Annotated in this window: 22 protein-coding genes; 13 read left to right on the top strand and 9 right to left on the bottom strand. The window is 73.3% G+C overall.

Going from position 1 to position 21,122, the window contains the following annotated elements; all coding sequences use genetic code 11:
• Positions 1 to 41 precede the first annotated feature (41 nt).
• On the top strand, positions 42 to 374 hold the full coding sequence (locus NV263_RS21260; RefSeq protein ID WP_263248325.1) for a putative quinol monooxygenase: 333 nt from the start codon (positions 42 to 44) through the stop codon (positions 372 to 374).
• A 110-nt stretch (positions 375 to 484) separates the two neighbouring features.
• A complete protein-coding gene (locus NV263_RS21265; RefSeq protein WP_263248326.1) occupies positions 485 to 1,750 on the top strand; it encodes a peptidase C39 family protein in 1,266 nt (421 codons plus the stop codon).
• 9 nt (positions 1,751 to 1,759) lie between these two features.
• On the opposite strand, the gene NV263_RS21270 is transcribed toward NV263_RS21265, so the two are convergent.
• The 4 genes from NV263_RS21270 to NV263_RS21285 all read right to left on the bottom strand — a co-directional run bounded on the left by NV263_RS21270 (position 1,760) and on the right by NV263_RS21285 (position 3,139).
• Positions 1,760 to 1,969, bottom strand: coding sequence for a hypothetical protein (locus tag NV263_RS21270; RefSeq protein WP_263248327.1), 210 nt, complete (start codon positions 1,967 to 1,969; stop codon positions 1,760 to 1,762).
• A gap of 143 nt (positions 1,970 to 2,112) precedes the next feature.
• Positions 2,113 to 2,427 (bottom strand): hypothetical protein, encoded by a 315-nt coding sequence (locus NV263_RS21275; RefSeq protein WP_263248328.1) that lies wholly within the window; start codon positions 2,425 to 2,427, stop codon positions 2,113 to 2,115.
• Positions 2,428 to 2,466: 39 nt separating this feature from the next.
• A complete protein-coding gene (locus tag NV263_RS21280; protein WP_263248329.1) occupies positions 2,467 to 2,784 on the bottom strand; it encodes a hypothetical protein in 318 nt (105 codons plus the stop codon).
• 28 nt (positions 2,785 to 2,812) lie between these two features.
• Positions 2,813 to 3,139, bottom strand: a complete 327-nt coding sequence (locus tag NV263_RS21285) for a hypothetical protein (protein WP_263248330.1) — start codon at positions 3,137 to 3,139, stop codon at positions 2,813 to 2,815.
• A gap of 446 nt (positions 3,140 to 3,585) precedes the next feature.
• Here NV263_RS21285 and NV263_RS21290 point away from each other — a divergent pair, with 446 nt between their 5' ends.
• The 3 genes from NV263_RS21290 (at position 3,586) to NV263_RS21300 (ending at position 7,051) form a co-directional block, all read left to right on the top strand.
• On the top strand, positions 3,586 to 4,872 hold the full coding sequence (locus NV263_RS21290) for a hypothetical protein (RefSeq protein WP_263248331.1): 1,287 nt from the start codon (positions 3,586 to 3,588) through the stop codon (positions 4,870 to 4,872).
• A gap of 348 nt (positions 4,873 to 5,220) precedes the next feature.
• Positions 5,221 to 5,598 carry a hypothetical protein gene (locus tag NV263_RS21295; RefSeq protein WP_263248333.1) on the top strand — a complete coding sequence of 126 codons (378 nt, stop codon included), beginning with the start codon at positions 5,221 to 5,223 and terminating at the stop codon, positions 5,596 to 5,598.
• A gap of 124 nt (positions 5,599 to 5,722) precedes the next feature.
• Positions 5,723 to 7,051, top strand: coding sequence for a hypothetical protein (locus NV263_RS21300; RefSeq protein ID WP_263248334.1), 1,329 nt, complete (start codon positions 5,723 to 5,725; stop codon positions 7,049 to 7,051).
• On the opposite strand, the gene NV263_RS21305 is transcribed toward NV263_RS21300, so the two are convergent.
• Both NV263_RS21305 and NV263_RS21310 read right to left on the bottom strand, forming a co-directional pair.
• The gene (locus NV263_RS21305) at positions 7,022 to 7,705 is read right to left on the bottom strand and encodes a response regulator (RefSeq protein WP_263248335.1); all 684 of its coding nucleotides are present in this window, start codon (positions 7,703 to 7,705) and stop codon (positions 7,022 to 7,024) included. The two genes, NV263_RS21300 and NV263_RS21305, sit on opposite strands and share 30 nt — an antisense overlap.
• On the bottom strand, positions 7,702 to 9,369 hold the full coding sequence (locus tag NV263_RS21310; protein ID WP_263248337.1) for a sensor histidine kinase: 1,668 nt from the start codon (positions 9,367 to 9,369) through the stop codon (positions 7,702 to 7,704). The genes NV263_RS21305 and NV263_RS21310 overlap by 4 nt, the downstream gene beginning before the upstream one ends.
• Positions 9,370 to 9,546: 177 nt before the next feature.
• Here NV263_RS21310 and NV263_RS21315 point away from each other — a divergent pair, with 177 nt between their 5' ends.
• Positions 9,547 to 10,941 carry a GntP family permease gene (locus NV263_RS21315; RefSeq protein ID WP_263248338.1) on the top strand — a complete coding sequence of 465 codons (1,395 nt, stop codon included), beginning with the start codon at positions 9,547 to 9,549 and terminating at the stop codon, positions 10,939 to 10,941.
• Positions 10,942 to 11,069: 128 nt separating this feature from the next.
• On the top strand, positions 11,070 to 12,671 hold the full coding sequence (locus NV263_RS21320; protein WP_263248340.1) for an ABC-F family ATP-binding cassette domain-containing protein: 1,602 nt from the start codon (positions 11,070 to 11,072) through the stop codon (positions 12,669 to 12,671).
• A gap of 39 nt (positions 12,672 to 12,710) precedes the next feature.
• Here NV263_RS21320 and NV263_RS21325 read toward each other — a convergent pair whose 3' ends face one another.
• Both NV263_RS21325 and NV263_RS21330 read right to left on the bottom strand, forming a co-directional pair.
• Entirely contained in the window at positions 12,711 to 12,920 is a 210-nt protein-coding gene (locus NV263_RS21325) for a hypothetical protein (protein WP_263248341.1), read from the bottom strand.
• 10 nt (positions 12,921 to 12,930) lie between these two features.
• Complete coding sequence (locus tag NV263_RS21330) at positions 12,931 to 13,746, bottom strand: SPFH domain-containing protein (protein ID WP_263248342.1); 816 nt, start codon at positions 13,744 to 13,746, stop codon at positions 12,931 to 12,933.
• Between NV263_RS21330 and NV263_RS21335 the strand changes: the two genes are divergently transcribed.
• Together NV263_RS21335 and NV263_RS21340 are read left to right on the top strand one after the other, a co-directional pair.
• Positions 13,745 to 13,888: a hypothetical protein gene (locus NV263_RS21335; RefSeq protein ID WP_263248343.1), complete on the top strand. Its 144-nt coding sequence runs from the start codon at positions 13,745 to 13,747 to the stop codon at positions 13,886 to 13,888. The genes NV263_RS21330 and NV263_RS21335 overlap by 2 nt on opposite strands.
• Before the next feature lie 216 nt (positions 13,889 to 14,104).
• Entirely contained in the window at positions 14,105 to 14,878 is a 774-nt protein-coding gene (locus NV263_RS21340; RefSeq protein ID WP_263248344.1) for an acetate uptake transporter family protein, read from the top strand.
• Here NV263_RS21340 and NV263_RS21345 read toward each other — a convergent pair.
• The gene (locus NV263_RS21345) at positions 14,862 to 15,875 is read right to left on the bottom strand and encodes a Gfo/Idh/MocA family protein (RefSeq protein WP_263248345.1); all 1,014 of its coding nucleotides are present in this window, start codon (positions 15,873 to 15,875) and stop codon (positions 14,862 to 14,864) included. The two genes, NV263_RS21340 and NV263_RS21345, sit on opposite strands and share 17 nt — an antisense overlap.
• 388 nt (positions 15,876 to 16,263) lie before the next feature.
• Between NV263_RS21345 and NV263_RS21350 the strand changes: the two genes are divergently transcribed.
• The 4 genes from NV263_RS21350 to NV263_RS21365 all read left to right on the top strand — a co-directional run bounded on the left by NV263_RS21350 (position 16,264) and on the right by NV263_RS21365 (position 21,099).
• Complete coding sequence (locus NV263_RS21350) at positions 16,264 to 17,463, top strand: M20 metallopeptidase family protein (protein WP_263248346.1); 1,200 nt, start codon at positions 16,264 to 16,266, stop codon at positions 17,461 to 17,463.
• Between the two features lie 142 nt (positions 17,464 to 17,605).
• The gene (locus tag NV263_RS21355) at positions 17,606 to 17,797 is read left to right on the top strand and encodes a ubiquitin-like protein Pup (RefSeq protein WP_263248347.1); all 192 of its coding nucleotides are present in this window, start codon (positions 17,606 to 17,608) and stop codon (positions 17,795 to 17,797) included.
• Positions 17,798 to 17,803: 6 nt separating this feature from the next.
• Complete coding sequence (locus tag NV263_RS21360) at positions 17,804 to 19,081, top strand: ATP-grasp domain-containing protein (RefSeq protein ID WP_263248348.1); 1,278 nt, start codon at positions 17,804 to 17,806, stop codon at positions 19,079 to 19,081.
• Positions 19,081 to 21,099, top strand: a complete 2,019-nt coding sequence (locus NV263_RS21365) for a CocE/NonD family hydrolase (RefSeq protein ID WP_263248349.1) — start codon at positions 19,081 to 19,083, stop codon at positions 21,097 to 21,099. Before NV263_RS21360 ends, NV263_RS21365 begins: the two co-directional genes overlap by 1 nt.
• Positions 21,100 to 21,122 lie beyond the last annotated feature (23 nt).

The following is a 21,122-nucleotide window of genomic DNA, read 5'->3' on the forward strand; positions in this document are numbered from 1 at the left end:
ATCCAGCCGTATCCGGCGCGAAACCAACGAGGGAGTGTGCGTTGATCTTCATCACGGCCAAGTTCCGGGTCCGTCCCGAGCACGCCGACCAGTGGCCCGAGATCAGCCGGGAGTTCACCGAGGCGACCCGCGCCGAGCCGGGCTGCCTGTGGTTCGACTGGTCCCGCAGCCTCGACGACCCCGCGGAGTACGTGCTCGTCGAGGCGTTCCGCGACGACCAGGCGGGCGCCGAGCACGTCCAGTCCGCCCACTTCCGGGCGGCGCAGGAGAAGCTGCCGCCCTACCTGGCGGAGACCCCGCGCATCGTCAACGCCAAGGTCGACCAGGACGACTGGTCCGAGCTCGGCGAGATGGCGGTCCGCCAGGACTCCTGAACCGCACCGCCGGGGCTTCCCCGAGCGGGGAAGCTCCCGGCGTTGCCGGCGGGCGCGGTGGCGGGATACTCGGAGCCTCAGCTCCGAACGCCCCGCCGAGGTGTCGCCCGATGCGAACGTCATTCCTCCTGGTCCTGCTGAGCGCACTCGTCCTCACCACGACGATGTGCGGGCGCCCGGCACCGCCGGGCGGTGAGATCTCCTACCACCAGTGGTCCGCCGGGGACTTCCGCACCGGCACCTCCGAGGGCGTGCGCGCCGTGGACGGCCGCCTGAGCATCGGCGACCCGGTGGGCGTGGCCGCCCACCCCGGCGTCTCCCCCGGCACCACCGAGGACTACGACTACGCCCGGTGGACCTCGCCGACGCTGCCGCTGGACTTCGGGGCGACGCAGCTCGTGGCGTCCTGGAACGCGCGGACCCCGCCCGGGACGTGGCTGCGCGTCGAGATGCGCGGCCACACCAACAGCGGCGAGCAGACCCGCTGGTACGGCATGGGCGACTGGGCCTCCGGCGACACCGACATCCTGCGCACCAGCACGTCCGGCCAGTCCGACGAGCACGGGCAGGTGAACGTGGACACCTTCGCCACCCGGCAGGGCGCAACGCTGGTCGACTACCAGCTGCGCGCGACGCTCTACCGCGCGGCGGGCACGTCCGCCACCCCCGAGGTCTCCATGCTCGGCGCCATGACCTCCGCGCTGCCGGACCGCTTCGACGTGCCCACCTCGGGTCCCGGCGGGGCGTGGGGAACCGAGCTGCCGGTGCCCCGCTACTCCCAAGACGTCCACAGAGGACACTTCCCGCAGTACGGCGGCGGCGGTGAGGCGTGGTGCAGCCCGAGTTCGACGGAAATGGTCGTCGAGTACTGGGGCAAGCGGCCCACCGACGACCAGCTGGCCTGGGTCGGAGCGGGCCATCCGGACCCGGCCGTCGACAACGCCGCGCGGCAGACCTTCGACCACGCCTACGACGGCACCGGGAACTGGCCGTTCAACACCGCCTACGCGGCCACGTACGGGCTCGACGCGCACATCACCAGGCTGCGCTCGCTGGCCGACGCCGAACGCTACGTCCGCCTGGGCATCCCGGTGATCACCTCGCAGTCCTTCAACGCCGGTGAGATCGACGGCGTCGACTACAGCACCGAAGGCCACATCATGGTCATCGTCGGATTCACCCGCACCGGAGACGTCATCGTCAACGACCCGGCGTCCCCGGACGACGCCTCGGTGCGCCACGTCTACCCGCGCAAGCAGTTCGAGAACGTCTGGCAGCGCACCAAGCGCCACGACAAGAAGGGCGAGGTGGCCGACGGCCCGGGCGGAATCGCCTACATCATCACGCCGCCCGGCCACCCGCGCCCGCAGTCCTGACGGGACGCCTCAGCCACCGATGACGGGACCGCCCGGGCCACCGACACCGTCGCCTCCGACGCCGTCGCCCCCGATCCCGTCGCCGCCGTCACCGCCGTCACCACCGTCGGCACCGCCACCCGGGTGGTGCAGCGGGAAGGTCGTCAGCACGGTGCGCGCGGGCAGGAACTCCACGCGCTCGTCGCCGAGATCGGCCGGTGGAAGCGGGATGTCGGACATCGGTCCCTCCTCGATGAGCCCTCGTGCCGAGATTCCGCGGCACCGGCCCGGAGCGTAGGGGCGCGCGCTCCTCGGCGCAGCGCAACGGTTTTGGCGGACGGGAGCGGCGGGTGGGTGAACGCGCCGCTCCCGTCCGGGCGGGCTCAGCGGCCGTAGACCGGACCACCGGGGCCGCCGATGCCACCGCTGCCCCCGATGCCGTTGCCCCCGATGCCGTCACCGCCGTCGCCACCGTTGGCGCTGTGCAACGCCCAGCCGCCGCTGACGCCCCCCAGGCCGCCGTAACCGCCGCCGGTACCGCCACCCTGGCCTCCGCCGTTCCCGCCGGCCCCACCGGCGATGCCGGACAGACCCCCGTGGTGGAGCGGGAACGCCGTCATCACGGTCCTGGCAGGCAGGAACTCCACTCGCTGGTCCCCCAGCTCGGCCGAGCTGACCGTCTCGAAGATGTCGGACATGTACCCCCCTCGTGTCGAATGCATCTCCGTCGGTGGAGGTCAGTGGAAGATGGGCCCGCCGGCCCCACCGATGCCGCCGTTGCCGCCGTGGCCGTCGCCGCCGTGGCCGGGGCCACCGTTGCCGCCATTACCGCTGTTGATGGCGTTGGTGACGACGCCACCCACGCCGCCGTAACTGCCGCCGTAACCACCACCCTGGCCGGATCCGTTACCGCCGGCGCCGCCGCTGATGCCGTTCACCGGGGCGAAACCCGCGTGGTGCAACGGGAAGGTCGTCATCACGGTGCGCGCGGGCAGCAGCTCCACGCGCTCCTCGGCCAGCTCGGACAGGGCCAGTGATTCACGGAATTCGAACATGCGTCCCTCCTCGGTCGAATGGATGTGTTCAGCTCCAGTGCACTTCGGGCCCGCCGGATCCGCCGACGCCGTTGTTGCCGCCGACGCCGTACCCACCGACGCCGTACCCGCCGTTGCCACCGTTGCCGCTGTCGACGCCGTTGGTGACGGTGCCGCCGGCGCCGCCGTAGCCGCCGCCGGTGCCGCCGCCCTGGCCACTGCCGTTGCCCCCCGCACCGCCGGCGATGCCACCGCCGTGCACGGGAAAGTCGGCGAAGTGCAATGGGAACGTCGTCAGCACGGTGCGCGCAGGCAGGAACTCGACGTTCTCGTCCGCCAGTTCGGCCGAAGTCAACGGCCGTGAGATCTCGGACATTGGTTCCTCCTCGATCGAACGCGCCGGAAACCCGACGCGAAGATCGTTGTTGCCGACCAGAGGCCGAAGCCCCTCGAAGTCCCCATTCCACCCAGTACGTCGGCGTCAACTCAGAGGCTAAGTGCCCCCCAATGCCGATGCAGTCCGGATCGCCGGTGGAAAAGAAATCCGCCGCGATTTCGACGTCGCCGTTCTTGTTCCGGTGAATTTTTCGCGAAGACGGTGAATCACCAACCGCGCGGACAATCCGCGACCGATTCCGCCGACGCGATTCCGCGGGCCCGGCGACCGCGCCCGGCCGGACGCCGGGGAAACACGTCGGAGTGCATTCGCGCTCCGGTTCCGACACGACACCCCGCGAATACCGCTGTTCGCTGGTCCACCTGGCCTAGACTCCCCGGCTGTTTGGCCCAACCATGATCACGCTCAGCGAGGGAGTTGTGTCGATGAGTGATCTTCGGGACTCATCCGGATCGCGGCGGCGCCGTCCGCGGTGGCCGCTGCCCAGTGCCGGAATGCTCGCCGTCACCTTCAGCCTGGTCTCGTTCCACCCGGCTCACGCCGCCACCCCACCGACCTGCACCCGCGAATCGCACGGCTCCGGGGACACGATCACCTGCAACCGGGGGGTGCCCGCCGGGCAGGTGGTCGAGGGCACGGCCGGTGACGACACGTTCATCATCAACGGAGCCGTCGCGGGCACCGTCCGGGCGCTCGGTGGCGACGACACGATCGTCATCAACGGTCGCGCCGGCGGTGACGGCGGCCGGGGTGGCAACGGCTACCTCGGCGGCGACCGCAGCGGCGGCCGGGACGGCGGCGCCCCGGGCGGGGCGCACGGCAAGGACGGCAAGAACGGTGCCGACGCACCCGGCGCCGCACCCGCATCGCGCAGCGCGCAGCCGACTCCCCGGTCCGGCGGCAGCGCCGGCCGGGGCGGCACCGGCGGGTTCGGCGCCGCCGGGGTCACCAGCACCGGAGTGATCGACGCCGGCCCCGGTGACAACACGATCCGCATCACCGGCGGCCGGGGCGGCAGCGGCGGTCGCGGCGGCGACGGCGGACCGGGCAGCCCCAACCCCGCCGACTCGCGCGGCGGCAACGGCGGCAACGGCGGTGACGGCGGAGCGGGCAACCTGGGCCGCATCTACGCGGGCGACGGCCACAACGAGATCACCGTGGTCGGCGGCGACAGCGGTGCCGGCGGGACCGGCGGCACCGGCGGCCAGGGCACCCCGACCAGCCGCAGCGGTACCGGCGGCAGCGGCGGCAACGGCGGTGGCGGCATCCGGGCCGCCAACGGCCGCGGCGGGGACGGCAACGGCCCGACCGGCACCATCATCAACGACGGCAGCGGGTTCATCAGCATCCGCGGCGGCAACGGCGGCAGCGGCGGCCAGGGCGGTTCGGGCGGCAGCGGCAGCCCGGCGGCCCTGTCGAGCCGGGACGACGACCAGGAGGGCTCCGGTGGGACCGGCGGCACCGGCGGCACCGGCGGCGTCGCCAGCACCGGCAACATCGTCGCCAAGTCCGAGACCCGGATCGACCTCACCGACGGCACCGGCGGCGCCGGGGGCACCGGCGGGACCGGCGGTACCGGCCGCGGAATCGGCAGCACCGCGGGAATGCCGGGGCTGCGCGGCATGAACGCCATCGGCGCGACCCCGGGCGTGGGCGGCAACGGCGGCGACGGCGGGCACATCGGCGTCGCCGACGCCCGACGCGACGACTGACCCGGGCGGCACCTCCGGTGGTACGCCGGGGACCCCGGCTACCACCGGAGGCGTCCACGAGAACGGGCGACCCGTTGGTGCTACGGCGGAAGTCCCCTCTTCGGGGCGTTCCGGAAGGGTGAACGGCACCGCCGCCCGCGCCCTGCCCGGCAGACCGGGAGCCACGCCCACACCACGCGCGGAATCCGCCCACCACCTGGTGGAAAGCACACCCTTCCGGGGGAGCGAGTCGCGCTGCACGAAGGTCAACTCGCTCCTAGCGTGCTGGCTGGTCCGCCCGGAACGAACCGCTCGGGCCCCCTGGTTCGTTCCGTTTCTTCCCTGTCATCGATGCGAAGGAGCGACCACATGTCCGAAATCCCCCGACCCCTCGGACCCGCCGAGCTGGCCGACGAGCGCGTCGAGTTCCTGCCGGCGCGGACGGTGCTGACCACCGTCTGGTTCCCCATCCACACCCCGAACGACCTCACCGTGCTGCACCAGGTGCACCACACCCACGCGGACCCCGACACCGACGACAACATCTCCACCGGCGACGTGACCGGTGGCAACGGCGGCACCGGTGGCGGCCAGGGCGGCGGCCAGGGCGGCGGCAACGGTGGTAACGGTGGCGACGGCGGCAGCGGCGGCGACGGTGGCGACGGCGGTGACGGCGGCAACGGCATCGGCGGCGACGGCATCGGCGGCGCCGGTATCGGCGGCGACGGCGGCGGCAACATCGGCTGAGGCGCCGGTGCGGCGTTCACGGCCGATCGGTGGCATGGTTCTTGTCTGACCGCCACCGCCAGACGGCGGGCGGCGTCTTCCCGCGGGGGAGACGCCGCCCGTCCTTTGCGGAGATGGGGGTGTCATGGTCGCTGGTCCCGAGGCGGGAACACCGCCGGCGGACGACGAGGTCGCGGACCTGACGGTGCCGGCGCTCGCGACCGGTACCGAGCTGATCGGCCAGTACCGGGGGTCGGGGCACCGCGAACCGCCGTACCTGGTGCGTCGCGCCGACGGCCAGGTCGTGCAGTTGACGCGGCTGCTGTACCTGCTGGCCGCGAGGCTCGACGGCCACAGCTCGTACCGCCACCTGGCCGAGGTCCTCAGCGGACGGATCGAGCGCGCGATCACCCCGGGCCAGGTCTCCTTCCTCATCGAGAACCGGCTGCGGCCGGCCGGGATCGTGGCCGCCGACCCGGACGGCGGCGAGCCCGCGGGGCCCCCTCCGAAGACCCGGGACCGGTTGCTGGCGCTGCGGTTCCGCGTCGCGCTGGTGCCCGAGCACGTCGTCGGGGTGATCGCCCGGGTGTTCCAGCCGTTGTTCTGGCCGCCGGTGGTGGTCGCCGTGCTGGCCGGTTTCGTCGCCGCCGACGTGTGGCTGGCCCGGCACGGCGGGGCCGAGCGGATCCTCGCCAGCGCGCAGGGGATCATCAGCCGCCCGGAGCAGATCCTGCTGGTGCTCGGCGTGCTCATGCTCGCCGGGATCTTCCACGAGTGCGGGCACGTGGCGGCCTGCCGGTACGGCGGGGCGCGCCCGGGGGCGATGGGCGTGGGGATCTACCTGGTGTGGCCCGCGATGTACAGCACCGTGACCGACTCCTACCGGCTCAGCCGGGGCGGGCGGCTGCGCACCGACCTCGGCGGCGTCTACTTCAACGTGCTGGCCATGCTCGTCATGATCGCGCTGTACGCGCAGACCGGCGCCCCGTGGCTGCTCGCCGCGTTCGTGGCGTGGCAGGCCGCGACCGTCTGGCAGTTCCTGCCGTCGATCCGGCTGGACGGTTACTACATCCTCAGCGACCTCGTCGGCGTCCCGGACCTGTTCGACCGGATGGGTCCGACGCTGCGGAGCATGCTGCCGGGACGTCCGGCGCACCCGCGCGTGCGGGAGCTCAAGCCGTGGGCGCGGCGGGTGATCGCGGTCTGGGTCGTGCTGGTGATCCCCTGCCTGGCCTACTGGCTCATCGCGTTCCTCGCGCTGGCGCCGTACGTGCTGCCCTACCTCTGGGAGGCGCTGCTGGTCCAGGGCACCGCCGTGGGGCGGTCCGCCCAGGCCGGGGACGGCGCCGCCGCGGCGGTCGGAGTGCTGCGGATGGTGCTGCTGGTGCTGCCCTGGGCGGGGGCCGCGCTGATCCTCACCAACCTGAGCCGCCGGGTGGTGCGGCTAGTCCGCGCCCGGCGCGCCCGGCGGTGACGACCACCGGTACAGGTGCTCGGGACGTCCGGCCGCGCCGTAGCGCAGTTGCACGCGCACCGCGCCCTCGGAGGACAGGTCGGCCAGGTAGCGCTGGGCGGTCGTGCGCGACAGCCCGAGGCGGGTGGCGATCTCGCTGGCCGTGACCGGTTCCCCGGCGTCGCGGACGGCCTCGGTGATCAGGTGCAGGGTGGGCGAGCTCCGGCCCTTGCGGGGACTCGCGGCGCGGTCGGCGCCGTGCAGCGCGCGCAGCGCCCGGTCCACCTGCTCCTGGTCCACGGTGCGGTCGCCGACGAGCTGGGCCCGGTAGCGGGCGTACGCCCGCAGCCGCGCGGCCAACGCGGGCGGCTCGAAGGGTTTGATCAGGTATCCGACGGCGCCGCGGCCCACCGCCGCGCGGACCTGCACGGCGTCGGCGGCCGCCGTCACCATGATCACGTCGGCGGCCAGCTCCGGCAGCACCTCGCTGCCGGGTTCGTCCGGGAGGTACTGGTCGAGCAGGACCAGGTCGGGCCGCAGCCGGGCGGCGGCCTCGACCGCCTCGCGGGCGCTGCGGGCCACGCCCGCGACGTCGAAGTCCGGCACGTCGCGGACGTAGCGGGCGTGCAGTTCGGCGACTCGGTAGTCGTCGTCGACGACGAGAACGCGGATCATGCTTCGGCTCCTGCCAGGGTCGCGTCGCGGGTCGTTCCGGGCGGTTCGACCACTCCCGGAGCGCGGGCGAGGAACACCGCGCCGTGGTCGGCGCCCCCGGCCCGTTCCAGCCACAGCGCGCCGCCGTGCTTGACCACCAGTTGCCGGGCCAGCGGCAGTCCGATGCCGTGCCCCCGCCCCGTCGAGGCGGCGCGCGCGGCGGTGTCGCCGTCCGCGCGGGCCCGGGTGGTGAAGCCGCGGGTGAACAGCTGGTCCACGGCGTCGGGTGGCACGCCGTCGCCGCTGTCGGTGACGGCGACGTGCAGGGCGTCGCCCTCGGCGAGCACGCTGATCTCCACCCAGGCCGGGCGGCGGGCCCCTTCGGCCGCCGCCCGTATCGCGTTGTCCAGCAGATTGCCGACGACGCCGACCACGTCGAGCGGGTCGGTCAGCGGGCGCGGCAGGTGCGAATCGGCGAGCAGCCGCAGCGCGATGCCCCGCTCCGAAGCGGTCGCGGTCTTCGCGGCGAGCAGGCCGCGCAGATAGGGATCGGCGATGCGCGCGCCGTCGCGGCCCTCGGTGGCCAGCGGCGCCTCGGCCAGTTCGCGCAGGTACGTCTGGGCCTCCTCGCGGGTGCCGGTCGCCAGCAGCCCGGACAGGGTGTGCAGCCGGTTGGTGTACTCGTGGGCCTGGGCGCGCAGCGCGTCGGACAGCGCGCGCAGCGCCGACAGCTCGCGTTCCAGCTCGTCGAGCTGGGTCCGGTCGCGCAGGGTCAGCACGTGGCCGAGGTCCTGCTCACCGCGGCGGACCGCCTGCGCGGTGACCACGAGCAGGTGGTCGCCGCAGACCAGCAGGCTCTGGCGCAGTTCCCGCCGGTCGACCAGCGCGCGCTCCAGCACGGCGGGCAGCCCGGCGCGCGAGACCGGGGTGCCGCGGGGCGGTTCGCCGCCGAGCAGCCGGGCCGCCTCGGCGTTGCAGACGGTGATCCGGTCCCGGCGGTCGATGGCCAGCACGCCGTCCCCGACCCCGCCGAGCACCGCTTGCTGCTCGCGCAGCAGGTCGGCGAGGTCGGCCGGTTCCAGCCCGAGCGTCTGCCGCTTGAGCCGCCGGGTCAGCAGCGCCGCCGCGACCGTGCCGACCAGCAGGGCGGCCGCGGCGAAGCCCGCGGCGACCCGGACCAGCGGGGCCGCCGCGGCATCGGCGGTGCGCACCCGGACCCCGGTGCTCACCTCGCCGACCACGCGGCCCGCGGCGTCCCGCAGCGGCACCTTGGCGCGGGCCGAGGTGCCGAGGGTGCCGCGCTGCACCGACACCGACTCGGCGCCGCCGAGCGCGGTCGGATCGGTGCTCACCGGCTGCCCGATGCGGGCCGGGTCGGGGTGCGAGCGGCGGATGCCCCGCGCGTCGGTGACCACGACGAACGCCATCCCCGTGCCGCGCCGCACCCGCTCGGCCAGGCGCGCGACCGCACCGCCCGGGTCGTCCCCGGAGGCGATCCGGTCGACGATCACCGGGTTCTCGGCGGTGGTGCGCGCGACCGCCAACGCCCGCTCGGCGTACTGGTGCTCCGACTGCTCGCGGACCAGCGCGGCGGTGATCAGGAAACCGGCCCCCAGCACCAGCAGCAGCACCGACACCTGGGCGAGCAGCGCCTGGGTCGCGATGCGGGGTCTGCGCCGGAACATGGCCGCCAGCCTACGAGACCGCCCGCCCCCGCTCGTCTTGCACGAAACGAGCAGAAAGGGCGCAACGCTTTCTACTCCCGCAACCGGAAGATCCCTGGTGCCGGTGCGGCGAACGGACCTACGGTTCCCCGACGTTCGAAAACCCGCTTCCGGCATGAGAGACGAAGGAGTCCCTCCGTGACCGCCACACACGCCGCCGCGACCGCCGGGTGGACTCCGCACGACACGTGGTTGCTCGCGGTCGTGGGGATTTCCATCGTGGTCGTCATCGTGCTCATCAGCTGGCTGAAGGTGCACGCGTTCCTCGGGCTGATGGTCGGCTCGTTCGCCGTGTCCGTGCTCTCCGGGCGGCCGATCGGCGAGGCGGCGCATTCGTTCACCAGCGGGCTGGGCGACACCACCGGCAAGGTCGGCATCCTCATCGTCCTCGGCGCCGTGCTGGGCCGGATGCTGGCCGACTCCGGCGGCATCGACCAGATCGTGCGGACGCTGACCCGGCTGGTCGGTCGCGACCGGCTGCCGTGGGCGCTGACGCTGGTCGCGGCCATCGTGGGACTGCCGATGTTCTTCGAGGTCGGGTTCGTCATGCTGGTGCCGCTCGTGCTGCAGCTGGCCCGCCGCGACGACCACCCGGTGCTGCGCGTCGGCGTGCCCGCGATGGCCGGGCTGGCGACCGTGCACGCGCTGGTGCCGCCGCACCCCGGGCCGCTGATCGCCATCCAGGCGGTGCACGCGTCGATCGGCCTCACCCTGGCGTTCGGGCTGGTCGTGGCCGTGCCCTGCGCCATCGTGGCCGGTCCGCTGTTCACCGGCTACATCTGGCCGCGGGTCGCCGCGCGGGTGCCGGAGTCGACGCTGGCGGCGTTCACCACCGCCGAGGCCACCGGCGAGGAGGACGGCCGGAAGCTGCCGCGGTTCTCGGTGACCCTGGGCACCATCCTGCTGCCGATCGTGCTGATGCTGGTCAAGGCGGTCTGCGACACCGCGCACCTGCCGCACGGCCCGCTGCGCACCGCGCTGGAGTTCCTCGGGACGCCGGTGATCGCGTTGCTGCTGACCGTGCTGCTGTCGCTGTTCACCCTCGGGTACGCGGTCGGCGCCGACCGGCAGCGCGTGCACGAGTCGCTGGTGCGCAGCTTCCCGCCGATCGCCGGGGTGCTGGTGATCGTCGGTGCGGGCGGCGGCTACTCGCAGGCGCTGGAGGACTCCGGGGTCAACGACGCCATCGGCGCGGCCGCGCAGCACCTGCACATCCCGTTGCTGCTGCTGGCGTGGCTGGTGGCGGCGCTGATGCGGACCGCGGCCGGTTCCGGAACCGTCGCGACCGTCGCCGCGGCGGGGATCATCGGTCCGCTCGCGCACGGCCTCGACGCGCCGCACGCCGCCCTGCTGGCCCTGGCCCTGGGGTCCGGCGCCGCGTTCCTCGGGCACGTCAACGACGCCGCGTTCTGGATGTTCAAGGAGTACTTCGGGCTGTCGGTGGGCGGCACCCTCCGGACGTGGACCGCCGCCCACACGCTGCTTTCGGTGACCTCGTTGGCCTGCGTGCTCGCGCTGGGCGCGGTGGTCTGAAACCCGATGCGGCGCGCGGCGTCGGCGCGCTATCCTCGCGAACCGTGTCGACCCCCCGGATTTCCTAGCCAGAGGACCCGCTTCCCGCACCACCCGTGTGTCCTCTTGCGAATCCGGAGTGTTCCCACGTGCTCACCGTTCGTGACGTCGACGTGCGCGTCGGCGCCCGCCTGCTGCTGTCGGGTCTGTCCTTCCACGTCTCCCCCGGCGACCGCGTCGGTCTCGTCGGCCGCAACGGCGCAGGCAAGACCACGCTGCTGAACGTCCTCGCCGGACGGGTCGAACCGGCCGCCGGAACCGTCACCCGCACCGGCCCGGTCGGTCACCTGCCGCAGGACTCGCGCGCCGCCGATCCGGCGATCACCGCCACCGCCCGCGTGCTGTCCGCGCGCGGACTGGACGGAGCGGTCCGCGCGATGCGCGAAGCCGAGGCCGCGATGGCCGAGGCATCGGACCCGGCCGCGCTGCGGCGGGCGATGGCCGCCTACTCCCGCGCCGAGGCCGAGTTCCAGTCGCGCGGCGGCTACGCCGCCGAAGCCGAGGCGGCGCGCATCGCCGCGGGAGTCGGCCTGCCGACGCGGGTGCTGGACCAGCCGGTGGGTGCGCTGTCCGGCGGACAGCGGCGCCGGGTGGAACTGGCGCGGATCCTGTTCGGCGGCCACGGCATGTTGCTGCTGGACGAACCGACGAACCACCTCGACGCCGAATCGGTGTCCTGGCTGCGGGACTTCCTCGCCCAGCACCGCGGCGGGCTGGTGCTGATCAGCCACGACACCGCGCTGCTGGCGGACACCGTCAACCGGGTGTTCCACCTGGACCCCCGGCGCGGCGCGGTCGACGTGCACAACACCGGCTGGCACGCCCACCTCGCGCAGCGCGAGGCCGACGAGCGCCGCCGCGCCCGCGAACGCGCCAACGCCGAACGCAAGGCCGCCGCGCTGCACGCGCAGGCGGACCGGATGCGCTCGCACGTGGCCACGGCCGTCGCCGCGAAGAACATGGCCCGCCGGGCGGACCGCCTGCTGGCGGAGTCGCAACCGCGGCGGCGCGCCGAGAAGGTGGCCCGCATCCGGCTGCCCGAACCCGCCCCGTGCGGGCGGATCCCGCTCGGGGCGGTCAGCCTGGTCAAGGACTACGGCGGGCACCGGGTGCTGTCCGGGGTCGACCTGGCCGTGGACCGCGGCGAGCGGCTGGTGGTGCTCGGCCCCAACGGCGCGGGCAAGACCACGCTGCTGCGCCTGCTCGCGGGGCGCGAAACCCCGGACTCCGGGCGGGTGGTGCGCGGTCACGGGCTGCGGCTGGGGTACTTCGGCCAGGAGCACGACACCCTCGACGGAACCCGCTCGGTGCGGGAGAACCTGGCCTCCGCCGCGCCGCACCTCACCGACGGCGAGGTGCGCGGCGTGCTCGGGTCCTTCCTGTTCTCCGGCGACGAGGCGGACGAACCGGCCGAGGTGCTCTCCGGCGGGGAGAAGACCCGGCTCGCCCTGGCGTGCCTGGTCCACTCCGGAGCGAACGTGCTGCTGCTGGACGAACCGACCAACAACCTCGACCCGGCCTCCCGGGCCGAGGTGCTGTCCGCGGTCGCCACGTACCCGGGAGCGATCCTGCTGGTCAGCCACGACGTGGGCGCGGTGGACGCGCTCCGCCCCCAGCGGGTCCTGCTGCTGCCCGACGCGGACGAGGACCTGTGGGACCAGGGGTACCGGGAGCTGGTGGCGCTGACGTGACTGCCCGCCTTTTCGCCTGGCCGGGGCGAAAAGGCGGGCTCAGTCCTCTTCGGACCGCTTCTTGCGGGGCCGTCCCCGGCGGGGCGGCCCACCCGCGTCGCGGGGCAGCCGTCCCGCGTCGGCCAGGGCTCGGCGCAGCAGGAACTCGATCTGGGCGTTGGTGCTGCGCAGTTCGTCGTGCGCCCACCGGGTCAGCGCGTCGTGCACCGCCGGGTCGAGGCGGAGCAGGACGCCCTTGCGCTCGGCCAAGGTCCGGCTCTCAGGAGTACAGCGAACCGGTGTTGACCACCGGTTGCGTCGAGCGGTCACCGCAGAGCACGACCAGCAGGTTGCTCACCATCGCCGCCTTGCGCTCCTCGTCGAGTTCGACGACGTCCTGCTCGTCGAGCTGTTCCAGCGCGAGGTGCACCATGCCGACCGCGCCCTCGACGATCCGCTGCCGGGCCGCCACGATCGCCCCGGCCTGCTGGCGTTGCAGCATCGCCTGGGCGATCTCCGGCGCGTAGGCCAGGTGGGTCAGCCGGGACTCGACGACGCGCACGCCCGCCGCCTGGACCCGTGCGGTGATCTCCACCGACAGCTTCTCGGTGATCTCGTCGGCGTTCTCCCGCAACGACAGCCCCCGGGCGCCGTGGTTGTCGTACGGGTAGCTGGTGGCGATGTGCCGGACCGCCGTCTCGGTCTGGGTGAGCACGAACCGCACGAAGTCGTCGACCGCGAACACCGCCTGCGCGGTGTCCTCGACCTGCCACACCACGACGCAGGCGATCTCCACCGGGTTGCCGTCGGCGTCGTTGACCTTCATGACCTCGGTCTCGTGGTTGCGGATCCGGGTGGACACCTTCGTCCGCGTGGTCAGCGGGTTCACCCACCGCATGCCGGGGGCGCGCACGGTCGAGGTGTACCGGCCGAACAGCTGCAGCACCCGCGCCTCACCGGGCGCGACCGTGATCAGCCCGCGCAGCAGCAGCACCCCCAGCACCAGCAGCACGACCACCAGCGGCGCCAGCGCAGCGACCTCCAGTACCGCCAGGAACGCCCCGGCGAGCACCGCGAGCAGACCCAGGACCAGCATGAGCGGCCCGCTGATCGGGGTCGAGGTCCGTTCCCGGATGGCCGGGTCCGGCATCTTCACCTCCGCCGACGACCCCGTCGGCGATTGCACCGTCGTCATCTTCCCCTCCATCCCGGTCGGCGAGGACCGGCTCGACGTCTAGCAAAGTGATATCACTTTTTTGGTGCTCGGCGCCAGAGGGGGTGCGCTCGCGGGACGCCGTCCGTCCGCTGTGGACGCGACGCCGGTGGAAGCCCGGACACGCGCGGGCGCGACGTGCGCCGCATGGTTCGGCCCCGGTCGGGTTACCCCCGGGGCGGTAGGTCGCTCGGGTGAACCGCTCGGGCGACGTGGACTGCCTGGTATGGGGAGGCAGGCGATGTCACAGGAGCACACCCACTCCACCGGACCGACCGCCGAGACGACCGACACCGGTGGTTGGACCACCGCTCCCGGCCCCGCCTTCTGGCGGGAACACACCCAGATCTCGCTGTCGCCGGTGGCCCCGCCGTCGATCCTCGGGCTGTTCGGGCTCGCCGCGGCCACCTTCATGGTGTCGGCCAACCTCGCCGGCTGGTTCGGCACCAACGGATCACCGCTGGTGCTGTTCCCCTTCGCGATGCTGTTCGGCGGGCTCGCCCAGTTCCTGGCCGGGATGTGGGCGTTCCGCGCCCGCGACGGGCTGGCCACCGCCCTCCACGGCACCTGGGGCTCGTTCTGGCTCGCTTACGGGACGTACATGCTGCTGGTGGTCACCGTGGGACTGCCCGCGCCGACCGCGTCGCCGATCGCCCAGGTGGCGTTCGGCTACTGGTTCATCGTGCTCGCCGCGATCACGTGGGCCGGGGCGGCCGCGGCCGTCGCCGAGAACATGGCGCTGACCGCCGTGCTCACCACGCTGGCCGCCGGATCGACGCTGCTGGCCATCGGGTGGGTCGCGTCGCTGACGGTGCTCGTGCCGATCGGCGCGATCGTGCTCGTCGCCTCCGCGGTGATCGCCTACTACACCGCGGCCGCGATGATGCTGCACGGCACCTTCGGTCGGACCGTCCTGCCGCTCGGCAAGCCCCGGCGGTTGGCCGGCGCGGGCGCGGAGACCGAGCAGGCGCTCGGCCGCGAGTTCGAGGAACCCGGCGTCAAGCACGGTCAGTGACCCGGACCTCCGCCAGCTCGACCGGGCGGTTCTCGGCGCGGGAGAGCTCGCACGCCTCGGCCACGTAGAGCGCCTCCAGGGCCTCGGCCGGGCCGCACGGGCTCTGCCCGCGACCGCGGGCCACCTCGGCGAAGCAGGTCAGCTCCGCGACGTAGGCGTCCCGGAACCGCTGCATGAAGTCGGCGTAGGGGTCGTCGCGGCGCCATGACACGTGCGCCTCGGCGGTGGGCAGCGGAGCGCGGTCGTCGAGACCGACGATGCGCGCACCGGCCGACCCGCACACCTCCAGCCGGACGTCGTGGCCCGCGCCGTTGTAGCGGGTGGCGGACGCGGTGGCCAGCGTGCCGTCGTCGAAGCGCAGCAGGGCCGCGCAGGTGTCGACGTCCCCGGCCTCGCCGAAGAACGACTCGCCCCGGTTGGCGCCCGCGGCGAACACCGAGACCACCTCGCGGCCGGTCAGCCAGCGCAGGACGTCGAAGTCGTGGATGCCGCAGTCGCGGAACAGCCCGCCGGAGGTGGGGATGTACGCGGCCGGGGGCGGTGTGGCGTCGGCGGTCACCGCGCGCAGCGTGTGGATCCACCCCAGCTCGCCGCTGCGCACCGCCTCGCGCGCGGCGCGGTAACCGGCGTCGAAGCGCCGCTGGAACCCGATCTGCACCGGGACCGGGCTCGCCTCGGCCCGGGCCACCACCTCCCGCGTGCCGGGAACGTCCAGCGCGACCGGTTTCTCGCAGAACACCGGCACTTCCGCGTCCAGCGCCCGGTGGATCAGCTCGGCGTGCGCGCTGGTCGCCGCCGCGATCACGACCCCGTCGACACCGGAGGCCAGCAGCGCCTCGACGCCGTCCGCGGCCCGCAGGCCGAGTTCGTCGGCCAGCTGCCGCGCGCGGTCCGGCACGGCGTCGGCGACCACGATCTGCTCGACCCCGGGCACGTCGCGCAGCGTCGCGGCGTGGAACGCGCCGATCCGCCCGGTGCCGATCAGTCCCATCCTCATGTGCGGCTCCTCCCCGGCCGTTCGCACTCTTGGAACGGTCCAATACCGCCTTACGATGAGGCTTCGCGGTCCGCGTGTCAACACCCGGGAACCGCGCTCCGGCGCGGAAGTTCGCGCCACTGCTGACCGAACGGCCCGGAACCAGCCTCGGGCGCCGCCGCCCCGGCACGTCCCCGCCCCGCCCGAGCGCCGCGCCCGCGTTGGACCGATCCAGAAGAGTGCGGGAACGCCCCACCGGTCGCTTTTCCGCGCACGCGACCCCCGGGGCGATGCCGATTCCTGCGCGGCATGGCGCGTTGTGGACGAATTCCTGCGGATCGTGGGGTTCGGGCGCGCGGCGAGCGATGATGACCTCCGTCGGAGATCGAGTCGACCACGGGAGGCGCTCGTGTCGGTGCGTGAGGATGCCCGGAGCCTGCACGGTGATCTCGTCGAACTGCGGCACGCGCTGCACACCGAACCGGAGATCGGCCTGGACCTGCCGCGCACGCAGGAGAAGGTGCTGGCGGCGTTGGACGGGCTGGGACTGGAGATCTCGACCGGTGACCGGCTCAGCTCGGTGACCGGTGTGCTGCGCGGCGACCGCCCCGGCCCCACCGTGCTGCTGCGCGGCGACATGGACGCCCTGCCCGTCGGCGAACGCACCGGGCTGGACTTCGCCTCGCGGGCCGAGGACCGGATGCACGCGTGCGGCCACGACCTGCACACCGCGATGCTCGTCGGGGCCGCCCGGCTGCTGTCGGCCCGGCGCGCCGAACTCGCCGGGACCGTGGTCCTGATGTTCCAGCCCGGTGAGGAGGGCTACGACGGTGCCGGGCACATGATCGGCGAAGGCGTGCTGGAGGCGGCCGGGGAACGCCCGGTGGCCGCGTACGCGCTGCACGTCTCCTCCGCCATGCACCGCTGCGGGACGTTCACGACCCGGCGCGGACCCGCCCTGGCGGCCTCGGACGTGCTGCGGGTGACCGTGCGGGGAGCCGGTGGGCACGGTTCCGCGCCGTACCGGGCCAAGGACCCGATCCCGGCCGCCTGCGAGATGGTCACGGCGCTGCAGACCTTCGTGACCCGCTCCATCGACCCGTTCGATCCCGTGGTGATCAGCGTCGGCACCTTCCACGCGGGCACCATCTGCAACGTGATCCCCGACGAGGCGCACTTCGAGGCGACGGTGCGGTCGTTCTCGGCCGGCTCGCACGCGCGCGTCAAGGACGGCGCGGTCCGCGTCTGCCGGGACATCGCCTCCGCGCACGGTCTGACCGCCGACGTCGAGTTCGTCGAGCAGTACCCGGTGACCGTCAACCACGACGCGGAGGCCGAGTTCCTCGCCGACGTGGTGGCCGAGGTGCACGGCGAGGAACGCTTCCAGTGGGCGCCGCGTCCGGTCGCCGGTGCCGAGGACTTCTCCCGGGTCCTGGAGGAGGTGCCCGGCGCGTTCGCCTTCCTCGGGGCCTGCCCGCCGGACCGGGACTTCGAGCAGGCGCCGTACAACCACTCGCCGCTGGCGGTGTTCGACGATTCGGTCCTCGGCGACGGCGCCGCGCTGCACGCCGAACTCGCGCTGCGCCGACTGGCCGCCGAAACCGCCTGAACGCGCCGCCGCGGCCGTCGTCGAAACGCCCGGACCTCGCGCGCGGCGGCGCTCCTGGGGTGCCCGCGCCGATCGGGTTTCCCCGCCCCCACCGGCGGGGTAGGGCCCGGGGGACGCACAACCGATCGGCAGGAGTGCCCACATGCGCCAGGACAGGACGCAACGGCCACCGGACCACGACGAGGACGAGCAGGGCGCACCAGGAACCGGTGGCCAGGACCGCCGGGCGAAGCTCAACGAGGACACCGAAGCCACCCTGGACGAGATCGACGACGTCCTGGAGGACAACGCTGCGGACTTCGTCCGCGCCTACGTCCAGAAGGGCGGCCAGTGAGGCACGGTGACCGGCCGGACCGCGAACGTGTTCGTGCTGGGGCTCGATGACCGCAACCTCGGGCTCCTGCGCTCGTTGCGGCACGCCCCCGAGTACCGGTTCCACCGCCTGCTGACGCGTGCGGAGCTCATGCACGGCGAGGTGGACCTGCCGCGCCTGGTGGACGCGGCGGAGCGGGAGCTGGCCGACTTCACCGGAGCGGTCGACGCGATCGTCGGCTACTGGGACTTCCCGGTCAGCTCCATGGTTCCGCTGCTGTGCGAGCGGCGCGGGCTGCCCTCGCCCGGGCTGCGGGCGGTCGTGACGTGCGAGCACAAGTACTGGTCCCGGCTCGAACAGCAGCGGGTCACCGACGCGCACCCGGCGTTCGCGCTGGTCGACCTGGACGCCACCGGACCGCCGCCGGGAGTGGGGTTCCCGATGTGGCTCAAGCCGGTCAAGTCCTACTCCTCGGCGCTGGCGTTCCGGGTGGGCACGCCCGAGGAGTTCGACCGGGCCGTGGCGGACATCCGCGAGGGCGTCGGCGCGGTCGCGAGCGCCTTCGACTTCCTGCTCTCGCTGGTCGACGTGCCGCCCGAGGTCGCCGAAGCGGGAGGCCGGTCCTGCCTGGCCGAGGAGGCGGTCGCGGGCAGGCAGATCACCGCCGAGGGCTACTGCCACCGGGGCGAACCGGAGGTGTACGGCCTGGTCGACTCGGTCTGCTACCCCGATTCCCCGAGCTTCCTGCGCTACCAGTACCCGTCCGCGCTGCCCGCCGGGGTCGACGAGCGGATCGGTGACATCGCCACCCGCGTGATCCGCCGGATCGGGTTGCGGGACTGCACCTTCGACATCGAGTTCTTCTGGGACGACGAGCACGACGTGCTCAACGTCCTGGAGATCAATCCCCGGCTGTCCCAGTCGCACGCCCCGCTGTTCGACTTCGTCGACGGCACCCCGCACCACGAGTGCATGGTCCGGCTGGCGCTGGGCGAACGTCCGGACATGCCGCACCGCCGGGGTCCGCACCGGGTCGCGGCGAAGTGGTTCCTGCGGACGTTCACCGACGCGGTCGTGCGCGGCGTGCCCGCCGAGGCCGACATCGCCCGGGTCGAGCGGGAGGTGCCCGGCGCCATCGTGGACGTCGTCGCCGAGCCGGGCCGCCGCCTGTCCGACCTGCCGGGCCAGGACAGCTACAGCTACGAACTGGCCGCCGTCTACCTGGGCGGCCGCGACGAGGAGGACCTCACCGCGAAGTACCGCAGGTGCGTCGAGCTGCTGCCGTTCGACCTGGAGGCCCGCTGATGCGCACCCGCAACTCGCTGCCGCACGGCGTGAAGGAGGAGCAGCAGGTCTGGATCCCGCTCGGCGACGGCACCCGCCTGGCGGCGCGGGTGTGGCGGCCCACCTCCTCGGACACCGAACCGGTCCCGGCGATCGTCGAGTACCTCCCGTACCGCAAGCGCGACCTGACCGCGCTGCGCGACTCGATCAACCACCCCTACCTGGCCGGGCACGGGTACGGCTGCGTGCGCGTCGACCTGCGCGGCAGCGGCGACTCCGACGGGCTGCTCACCGACGAGTACCTGGACCAGGAACTCGACGACGGCGTGGCGGTCCTGGAATGGCTGGCACGGCAGCCCTGGTGCACCGGTCGCACCGGGATGATGGGCATCTCCTGGGGCGGTTTCAACGCGCTGCAGATCGCCGCGCGCCGCCCGCCGAGCCTCGGCGCGGTCGCGGTGCTCAGCTGCAGCGACGACCGCTACGCCGACGACGTGCACTACATGGGCGGCTGCCTGCTCAGCGACAACCTGTCGTGGGCGTCGACGATGTTCGCCTACAACACCTGTCCGCCGGACCCCGAGATCACCGGGGACGACTGGCGGGAGCGGTGGCGGCACCGGCTGGCGGGCAGCGGCCTGTGGCTGGAGACCTGGTTGCGCCACCAGCGGCGCGACGACTACTGGCAGCACGGCTCGGTCTGCGAGGACTACCGGGACGTCGGCTGCCCGGTGCTCGCGGTCAGCGGCTGGGCGGACGGTTACTCGAACGCGGTGTTCCGCCTGATGCAGCACCTGGAGGTGCCGCGGCGCGGGCTGATCGGGCCGTGGTCGCACAAGTACCCGCACCTGGGTCGGCCGGGACCGGCGATCGGGTTCCTGCAGGAACTCGTGCGCTGGTGGGACCACTGGCTCAAGGACGTCGACAACGGGGTCATGGACGCGCCGATGCTGTGCACCTGGATGCAGGAGAGCGTGCCGCCGTCGACGGCCTACGACGAACGGCCGGGCCGGTGGGTCGGCGAGCCGTCGTGGCCCTCACCGCACGTCGAACGGGTGCGGCACCCGTTGGGCACCAACCGGATCGGCCGTGCGGACGAGCGGCCCGAGTCGCGCCCGCTGTCGGTGAAGTCGCCGCTGTCGGTCGGCCAGTTCGCGGGCAAGTGGTGCTCCTACAACGCCCCGCCCGACCTGCCCTACGACCAACGCGAGGAGGACGGCGGCTCGCTGGTGTTCAACACGGCACCGCTGACCGAGCGCTGCGAGATCCTGGGCTCACCGGTCGCGGAGATCTGCCTGGAGGCGGACCGCCCGGTGGCGATGCTCGCCGCCCGACTGTCCGATGTGGACGGCGATGGGCGGGCCACCCGGGTCACCTACGGCCTGCTCAACCTGACGCACCGCGACGGGCACGCCGAACCCCGCCCGCTGGAACCCGGCAGGCGGTACGCGGTGCGCGTGCAGCTCAACGGCGTGGCGCAGGCTTTCCCGGCCGGGCACCAGATCCGACTGGCACTGTCCACTTCGTACTGGCCGCTGGCCTGGCCACCCCCGGAACCGGTGCGCCTGACGGTGCACCCGGACGCCAGCGCGCTGATCCTGCCGGTGCGCTCCCCGGACGTTCGGCAGGAGCCGATCACCTTCGCCGAGCCGGAGGGCACCGCCCCGGTGCGCAGCAGCCAACTCCGCCCCGGTGACCAGCGGTGGACCGTCAGCCGGGACCTCGTCGACTACGAGTCCGCCCTGGAGGTGATCAAGGACCTGGGCGTGGTGCGCCTCGACGACATCGATCTGGCCGTCTCCCGCCACGCCCACGAGCGCTACTCGTGGGTCGCCGACGACTTCGACTCGGTCCGCGGCGCGATCACCTGGCACATGCGCTTCAGCCGCGGCGACTGGTCGGTGCACACCGTCACCCGCACCACGCTGACGTCGACGCCCACCGACTTCGTGCTGCACGCCGAACTCGACGCCTACGAATCCGGGGAACGCGTCTACTCCCGCAACTGGAACCACACCATCCCGCGCGACCACGTGTGAGGCCGCTCGGCGCCGGATGCGCG

The sequence above is a fragment of the Saccharopolyspora rosea genome (assembly GCF_025643595.1).
Classification (GTDB): domain Bacteria; phylum Actinomycetota; class Actinomycetes; order Mycobacteriales; family Pseudonocardiaceae; genus Saccharopolyspora; species Saccharopolyspora rosea.

Coding starts and splice junctions, on each gene's coding strand:
- NV263_RS21345 (WP_263248345.1), bottom strand. CDS start 15,875: ATGAGGATGGGACTGATCGGCACCGGGCGGATCGGCGCGTTCCACGCC.
- NV263_RS21265 (WP_263248326.1), top strand. CDS start 485: ATGCGAACGTCATTCCTCCTGGTCCTGCTGAGCGCACTCGTCCTCACC.
- NV263_RS21310 (WP_263248337.1), bottom strand. CDS start 9,369: ATGTTCCGGCGCAGACCCCGCATCGCGACCCAGGCGCTGCTCGCCCAG.
- NV263_RS21305 (WP_263248335.1), bottom strand. CDS start 7,705: ATGATCCGCGTTCTCGTCGTCGACGACGACTACCGAGTCGCCGAACTG.
- NV263_RS21340 (WP_263248344.1), top strand. CDS start 14,105: ATGTCACAGGAGCACACCCACTCCACCGGACCGACCGCCGAGACGACC.
- NV263_RS21290 (WP_263248331.1), top strand. CDS start 3,586: ATGAGTGATCTTCGGGACTCATCCGGATCGCGGCGGCGCCGTCCGCGG.
- NV263_RS21300 (WP_263248334.1), top strand. CDS start 5,723: ATGGTCGCTGGTCCCGAGGCGGGAACACCGCCGGCGGACGACGAGGTC.
- NV263_RS21330 (WP_263248342.1), bottom strand. CDS start 13,746: ATGCTGGTCCTGGGTCTGCTCGCGGTGCTCGCCGGGGCGTTCCTGGCG.
- NV263_RS21285 (WP_263248330.1), bottom strand. CDS start 3,139: ATGTCCGAGATCTCACGGCCGTTGACTTCGGCCGAACTGGCGGACGAG.
- NV263_RS21365 (WP_263248349.1), top strand. CDS start 19,081: ATGCGCACCCGCAACTCGCTGCCGCACGGCGTGAAGGAGGAGCAGCAG.
- NV263_RS21275 (WP_263248328.1), bottom strand. CDS start 2,427: ATGTCCGACATCTTCGAGACGGTCAGCTCGGCCGAGCTGGGGGACCAG.
- NV263_RS21355 (WP_263248347.1), top strand. CDS start 17,606: ATGCGCCAGGACAGGACGCAACGGCCACCGGACCACGACGAGGACGAG.
- NV263_RS21335 (WP_263248343.1), top strand. CDS start 13,745: ATGAGCGGCCCGCTGATCGGGGTCGAGGTCCGTTCCCGGATGGCCGGG.
- NV263_RS21280 (WP_263248329.1), bottom strand. CDS start 2,784: ATGTTCGAATTCCGTGAATCACTGGCCCTGTCCGAGCTGGCCGAGGAG.
- NV263_RS21270 (WP_263248327.1), bottom strand. CDS start 1,969: ATGTCCGACATCCCGCTTCCACCGGCCGATCTCGGCGACGAGCGCGTG.
- NV263_RS21295 (WP_263248333.1), top strand. CDS start 5,221: ATGTCCGAAATCCCCCGACCCCTCGGACCCGCCGAGCTGGCCGACGAG.